Origin of the sequence: Chitinophaga sp. (assembly GCF_035564935.1) — a bacterium.
In the GTDB taxonomy this organism is placed as follows: domain Bacteria; phylum Bacteroidota; class Bacteroidia; order Chitinophagales; family Chitinophagaceae; genus Chitinophaga.
This window is the reverse complement of record NZ_DATMTE010000283.1, coordinates 1-3,673: the sequence shown is the minus strand read 5'-3', so window position 1 is coordinate 3,673 and position 3,673 is coordinate 1. Positions and strand designations below refer to the sequence as shown.

At 47.0% G+C, this 3,673-nt stretch carries 2 protein-coding genes; one reads left to right on the top strand and one right to left on the bottom strand.

What is annotated here, in order from left to right; translation table 11 throughout:
• The coding region (locus VN105_RS07590) for a TIM-barrel domain-containing protein (RefSeq protein WP_325639500.1) at positions 1–2,197 on the top strand (2,197 nt) is incomplete at its 5' end.
• A 798-nt stretch (positions 2,198–2,995) separates the two neighbouring features.
• Here VN105_RS07590 and VN105_RS07585 read toward each other — a convergent pair.
• Positions 2,996–3,595 carry a hypothetical protein gene (locus tag VN105_RS07585; RefSeq protein ID WP_325639498.1) on the bottom strand — a complete coding sequence of 200 codons (600 nt, stop codon included), beginning with the start codon at positions 3,593–3,595 and terminating at the stop codon, positions 2,996–2,998.
• Positions 3,596–3,673 lie beyond the last annotated feature (78 nt).

Here is a 3,673-nt window from a genome sequence, read left to right as displayed (position 1 = left end):
CGATACCCTGGAAGAATCACCCATCGCATTCGGGATCAAAGAATGGGAAGAAACTTTTGAGATTTATACAGATGAACTGAAAGTATTTATCGCCCGCGATAACCTCCGCATTACTATTTCAGACAAGGAAGGCAAAGTGATTAACCAGGATGAAATGGGGTATCACTGGCAGCACTACCTGCTTAAAGGCGGTAAGATCCAGTATTGCAGCAAATTAGTACAGGAAGGAGAATGCTTTTACGGACTGGGCGATAAGCCGACTGAACTGAACCTACGCGGCAAACGGCTGGAGAACTACGGCACAGATGCCTATGGCTACCAGAAAGATACAGATCCGCTGTACCGCAACATCCCTTTTTATTACGGCTTGCACCATGGCATAGGCTACGGCATTTTTTTCGATAACACCTTCCGTACCATCTTCGATTTTGGTAAAGAAAGGGAAGATGCATGTAGTTTCTGGGCCCGCGGCGGCGAAATGAACTACTACTTTATTTACGGCCCCAACCTCCTGGAAGTGGCCGAATCCTATACAAAAATCACCGGTACCCCCGAACTGCCCCCCCTGTGGGCATTAGGCTACCACCAGTGCCGCTGGAGCTACTATCCCGACACCCGCGTAAAGGAAATTGCAAAGGAGTTCCGGACACGGAAAATCCCCTGCGATGTGATTTACCTGGATATCGATTACATGGACGGTTTCCGCTGCTTTACCTGGAATAAGGAATGGTTCCCCGATCCGGCAGGACTGATCAAAGACCTGGCAGCAGAAGGCTTCAAAGTGGTAGTGATCATCGACCCCGGCATTAAGGTGGATACCGACTATGACGTATACCAGGAAGGGATTAAAAACAACTACTTCTGTAAACGCGCCGATGGCGCGCTCATGGAAGGAGATGTATGGCCCGGCAAATGCGTGTTCCCCGATTACACCAACCCCGAAGTCCGGGAGTGGTGGAGCAGCCTTTTCAAAAGCCTCGCCGAAACCGGTGTACGCGGTGTTTGGAACGATATGAACGAGCCCGCCGTGTTTGAAATGGGCTCCTTCCCCGAAGACGTGCGCCACGACTACGACGGTGAAGAGGTTAGTCACCGTAAAGCGCATAACGTATACGGCCACCTCATGAGCAAGGCCACTGCAGCCGGTATGAAAAAATACCTGATGCCCAACCGCTCTTTCCTCATTACCCGCTCCTGCTATGCAGGCGCCCAACGCTGGTCGTCTGTATGGACCGGCGACAACGTTTCCAGCTGGGAACACCTCTGGCTGGCCAGCGTGCAATGCCAGCGTTTATCCGTTTCCGGTATTTCATTCACCGGCAGCGATATCGGCGGTTTTATCGGCGAACCCGACGGCGAACTATATACCCGCTGGATACAGCTGGCTGTTTTCCACCCGCTGATGCGTACCCACTCTGCCAGCAATGAAACAGGCTTTAACCAGGAGCCCTGGAGCTTTGGTGCAGAGTACGAAAAAGTGGTGACTAAATTTATTACGTTAAGATATAAGCTGCTCCCCTACCTGTACACCACCTTCTGGCAATATGCTTCACAGGGCACGCCCATGCTGCGCCCGCTGGCTTTTGTAGCGCAAACAGATACCGCCACCTACAACTGCTCTCACGAGTTTATGTTCGGCGATTCACTGCTCATCAGTCATGTAAGCGAAAAAGGAATGCAGGAAAAAGGCGTATACCTGCCAGCCGGTAACTGGTATTATTTCTGGAACGACCAGCAATACACCGGCGCCAGCGAAATAAAAGTAAAAACACCCCTGGACGAAATGCCGCTGTTTGTAAAAGCAGGCGCAGTGTTACCGGAATACCCGGAAATGCAGTACACCCAGCAAACACCGGTTACCGAAATGTTGCTGCACGTTTACTTCGGGGAGGAAGAAGTGAAAAGCGTGCTGTATGAAGATGCCGGCGACCATTACGGCTATAAGAACGGCCAGTACAACGTGATCCGCTTCAAGCAACGTTCTACTGCACAACAATTTTATCTCAAAAAACAATACTTCATCAACTACGAAACATCGTATAATAATCACAGGATCACCATACACGGCCTGCCGTTCAAACCCACTACCCTGCTGGTAGACGGACAAGCGGTTGCCTTACTGCCGGAAAACCTGCTGGCAGATAACACTGTATCTTTTGTAGTACCAAGGAATTTTGAAGAAATAACAATGAGATAGCAATTGCAGGCTAAAGTGGTAAGAAGAAAAAAAGGCACTTCAGATAGAGATCTCGCGCCGGTTTCATAACCTATGCCAACTTTAGAAATATAAAATTAGATGCTAAATATCATTGTACAAAATGTTCAGCCACTGTAAAAGCAGAATGAACAAAATGAATAACTTTTTAACGTTGAATTAAGGGTCCTTGAAGCAAAAAACAACGGTAAAACCTGATAGATCCTTTATGAATAAGGTTTACATTATAGAAAATCAATTTAGCAAATTACCCACCGCGGTCGTAAAGGATGGAAACGTCTCCCGGATGAAGCAACGTGAAAAGCAAATGGATGGGGGTACCTCCTGAGGAAGCAGCGTGAAAGGCCAAAAGATGGAAATACATCCGGATAAAGCAACGTAAAAGGCAAATGGATGGGGGTGCTTCCAGATGAAGCAACGTGAAAAAGCAAAAACATAAAGACTCAAAGATGAACACTCAATCCTCGAGCCTTTTTAACGTTGATGATTATTGTTTATGCTCAATAAAAAATAGACAGAAAGAAAATAGATGTTAATGCACAAAATACCAGGAAAATAAAAACAGCTCTGAAAAGGATTTCCGTTTTATCGGTCGTATATTCCATTCCGTGTAGTTCCTGAGGATTTTCTGCGTGGTTGATGCTAAGGCTTTTCATACAAACAAATTAAAAGGATTCTGCAATAAAAATTATTGGTGACTTACGGGTTCTATAAATCACATCCTTTAATGAAATTACATAAAAAAAGCTAAAACGGATAAAATCTTTTTATTCATTTTGATCAGCCCTTCTTTTTGTGCTTGCCGGCATTTTCGTGCGGCAGCTGCAGCGGGGCCTTCTTTACCGCTGGCGCAACCGTTTCTGTACTGTCGCCCAATTCATCTGCACTCACGGTTTCTCCCCGCTTGTAATACTCCTTTACCATCTTCCCGGTTTCTTCGTCATATAACTTCCACACCCCGTTACGAACGGAATTTCCCTGTCTCACAATCTCCGTAGGGGTTTCAGCGTTGGTTACCGGGTCAATGATCATGATGGTATCCCGCTGTCCTTCAATTTCAGTGGCGAGGAAAGCCCCTTCCTGGCTTAGTTTCCCGTTGGAAAAGTAATATTTGCAATAGCCATCCAGCACATTGTTTTTATAGGTTTCCTCCGCCAGCAAATTGCCAATGGAAGAAGTCCTTTTCCACACGCCCTCTTTCCGGCCATTCTTATAAACGCCCTCCCAGGTGTACCCCGGCTCTCCCCGCAGCTCTCCCACTTCTTCTACCCAACGCCCCTGCTTACGGTTTTGCGCATCGCGCTGGTTAACCTTCTCCTGGGCAATGCCATTACTGCCAACCAGCAACAGCGCCAGGCATAAAAACAATAATCTTTTCATAGATAGTACTTTACCACAAGTTAAATATTTAACGCGTATAGTCGCCTTCGGCGACGCGGATTTTGTCTGACTCAGGAT